Origin of the sequence: Lutibacter sp., from assembly GCF_040883305.1 — a bacterium.
Taxonomy (GTDB): Bacteria; Bacteroidota; Bacteroidia; order Flavobacteriales; family Flavobacteriaceae; genus Lutibacter.
The window spans coordinates 1-3839 of sequence record NZ_JBFLKT010000314.1; the positions used below are offsets into that span (position 1 = coordinate 1).

Below are 3839 nucleotides of genomic sequence, written 5' to 3' on the forward strand. Positions count from 1 at the left end.
CCTGAGCCTGCATCTACTACAGATTTTTCAAAAGCTTTCATTAGCGCTAAAAATTTTTCACCATCACTATCATTTACACATCTATTCACTAATTCCTGCTCAACACCACATAATTCTGGAAACTCTGCTAAAACAGCAGTACCATTTAAGGCCACTAACAAATCTGAAACTGCTCCCAAAGTTGGATTTGCTGATATTCCAGAAAAACCATCTGAGCCCCCACACTCTAAACCAACTTTTAACTTAGATAAAGGTGCCGGTTTACGTTTTGTATTGTTTGCTTTTTTAATAGCTTCAAAAGAATCTTTTACAATCGCCGATAACATTTGGTCAACAGTACCCATTTGTTGTTGTTCATAAATAAGTACTGGCTTTTTTAAGTTTGGATTGATAGCTTTTAGGGCGTCTTTAAAAATACTTATTTGTAAATTTTGACAACCTAAACTTAAAACCGTTGCACCAGCTACATTTGGATTATTTACATAACCGGCTAGTAACTTTGCCAAACTTTCAGAATCTTGTCTTATGCCTCCACAACCTCCAGGGTGTGTAATAAATTTAACATCAATGTTATCAAATACATTTTTAGAAGCGTCTGTTTTTACCTCATTTTCATTTTCACCACTAACTAAAGAACGCAATAATAATTGATGCGAACTCTCTTTTTGTTTTAAAAGTTCTTTTTCAAAAACTTCTTTTAAAATTTCTATATTTCTGTTTTCACAAAAAACTAATGGAAAAAACAACCAAACATTTTCTGTACCTACTTGACCATCTTCTCTATGATAGCCTAAAAAAGATTTATTTTTCCACTTTTCAACATCAGGAGCAGTCCAACTAAATGATGCTGTTTTTCCAAAAACTTTATCACTTTGATGTTTAACGTTATCTACTGTTAATACATCTCCTTTTTCAATAACACCGCTAGCTGTGCCAACCAAAACACCATACATAATAATTCGATCACCAGATTCAAATTTTTCTAAAGCTATTTTATGCTTTGATTTTGTATCTGATAAAATGGCAATGGTTTCACCTTCAAAAGCAAGAGTTTCTCCTGCTTTTAAATGTTTTAATGCTACCGCAACGTTATCTGATGAATTTACTTTTATAATTTTGTTTTGCATCTTGCTTGTAAATTATAAGTTTTAATTAAACGTTAATATGTTTTACAATAATTTGCAAAACCCTTTTCAATTCCATTAGCTTCAATTTCTTCTAAAGCTAAGGTAATTGCAGCTGTTAAATTTTTAACCTTTGTTAAATCTTCACCCCAATACGTTTTGTTACTTAAAACAGTTGTTGCAATTTGATTGTAATTATTGGATTTCCAAATTTTTTCAAAATCAGAAACAATAGCTTCACTATCTTGCACTGGCAATGTTTCACCATTAAAGGTGCCTTTATAAAAACGTATTAACGATGCAAAAGCAAAAGTTAAATTAGTTGGTATTTTATTATGAATTTTTACATATCCCAGTAAACTTGGTAATACACGTACTTTAAATTTTGAAACCGTATTTAAGGCAATACTTGATAAATTATGAATAATAAACGGATTTCTAAAACGGTCGAAAACCTCTTCAGCAAAACTATTTAACTCATTTTTATCCATATCTAAGGTGTCGATAATTTCTTCGAAAACAGCTTTGTTTATAAAAGAACCTGTAAAATCATTATCAACAGATTGTTTCACAGTTTTATTACCATATAAAATTGAAAAAGGAACCATCGCAGTATGAGCACCATTTAAAATACGAACTTTTCTAGTTCTATAAGGTTGCATGTCTTCAACAATTTTAACATCTAGACTTGTTTTATCAAATGGTAATTTTGCTTTTAAATCCTCGCCACCTTCAATAACCCATAATAAAAATGCTTCCGCAGCAACTATTAAATTATCTGAATAATCTAACTGTGAGTTGTATACTTCTATTTCATCTTTTGGATACCCAGGTACAATTCTATCAACTAAAGTACTATGAAATGAGTTACTGTTTAATATCCAATTTTTAAAATCTTCTCCTAAATTCCAATCTGAAATATATTTTAAAATAATTTCTTTTAGAGTTTCTGAATTATGATTTATCAATTCACAAGGAATAATAGTAAGTCCTTTATTAACATCACCACCAAAATACTTAAATCTTTCGTGCAAAAATACTGTTAATTTAGCTGGAAAAGAACTTGGCGGCTCCATATTTGGTATATCAGAAGCAACATAAGTAATTCCTGCTTCAGTAGTATTAGAAATAATAAATTCTAATGTTGTTTCTTTTGCTAAGTTTAAATAATCGGTAAAATTAGTATATGGATTTACACCTTTTACAATGTTTGAAATTAATTCAATATCTTGAATTTCTTTTCCTTTTTTAACACCTTTCATAAAAAGTGTATACAATCCATCTTGATCGTTTAGCATTTTTACCAAACCTTTATCAATAGGTTGTACAACTGCAACTCCCGCATTAAAATCTACTGCTTTATTTAATTCTTGAAAAGCATAATCTACAAACGCTCTTAAAAAATTACCTTCTCCAAATTGTACTACTTTAATTGGAAGTTTCTTTTCAAGCTTTAAGCTTCCTCTATTCAAAGATTTCTTTTTATTCATTAATTTTTATTATTTAATATTTTTTACAAACCAAAAAGCCTTGGCAACAATAATGATATTTCAGGGATAAAACTTATTAGCATTAACACAGCAACCATAATCGCTAAAAACGGCAATAAAGATTTTATAACCTGTGTGACTGAAACTTTTGCAACTCCACTTCCTACAAACAATAAAGTACCTACTGGAGGTGTGCAAATTCCTATACATAAATTTAGCACTATTACTATTCCAAAATGAACTGGATCCATTCCTAAAGTAGTTACAACTGGTAAAAATATTGGTGTAAATATTAATACCGCTGGTGTCATATCCATAAACGTTCCAACAACTAGTAAAATAATATTTATTGCTAAAAAGATTGCAAACTTGTTATTTAAAGACTCTAATAAAAATGCACTTATCATTTCTGGAATGCCTTCAAAAGAAAACAACCAAGACATTGCCATTGATGTACAAATTAAAAACATCACAACAGCTGTGGTTTTTCCACTAGACAATAATACTTTAGGGAAGTCTTTAATTTTCATATCCCCATATATTAAAGACAATACTGCCGCATATAACACAGCAATTACTGAAGCCTCCGTTGCTGTAAAAATTCCAGCTACTATTCCTCCAACAACAATTACAAGTAATGATAAACTAAAAAATGCTTTTCTAAAATAGGTCCATATATCTAAAAGGGTTGAACGCTCTCCTCTTGCATAACCTTTGTTAATAGCAATAAATGCTACATACCCCATTATGGCAAAGCCTAATAAAATCCCAGGTAAATAACCTGCAATAAATAATGCAGCTACAGAGGCTGTTCCTCCACTAGCTAAAGCATAAACTATTAAAATATTACTAGGTGGAATTAATAATCCAGTTGTTGATGATGTAATATTTACTGATGCACTTAATGCTCTAGGGTATCCTTCTTCTTCCATTCTGTCAGTCATAATTGAACCAATCGCAGAAGCTGCAGCTACCGCCGAACCTGAAATAGCTCCAAAAAGCATAGATGCTAATACATTTACATAAGCCAACCCTCCAGGAAGACTTGCAACTAAAGATTTTGCAAAATTAATAAGCCTATTTGCAATTCCTCCTTGCTTCATAATCTCCCCAGCCAATACAAAAAACGGTATTGCTAATAAGGCAAAGCTATCAATACCTGTAGTCATACGCTGAGCAATAGTTGTTATTCCAGGCATTTTATCAATATTCAACAATAAACTTA

3 protein-coding genes are annotated in these 3839 nt (G+C 30.9%); all 3 read right to left on the reverse strand.

Annotation, left to right across the window (positions count from 1 at the left end):
* A partial coding sequence (locus AB1Z17_RS09995; RefSeq protein ID WP_368051659.1) for a UxaA family hydrolase occupies positions 1-1127 on the reverse strand: 1127 nt, incomplete at its 3' end.
* A 32-nt stretch (positions 1128-1159) separates the two neighbouring features.
* Entirely contained in the window at positions 1160-2614 is a 1455-nt protein-coding gene (locus AB1Z17_RS10000) for a tagaturonate reductase (RefSeq protein ID WP_368051660.1), read from the reverse strand.
* A gap of 23 nt (positions 2615-2637) precedes the next feature.
* On the reverse strand, positions 2638-3839 hold a 1202-nt coding region (locus AB1Z17_RS10005), incomplete at its 5' end, for a TRAP transporter large permease (protein WP_368051661.1).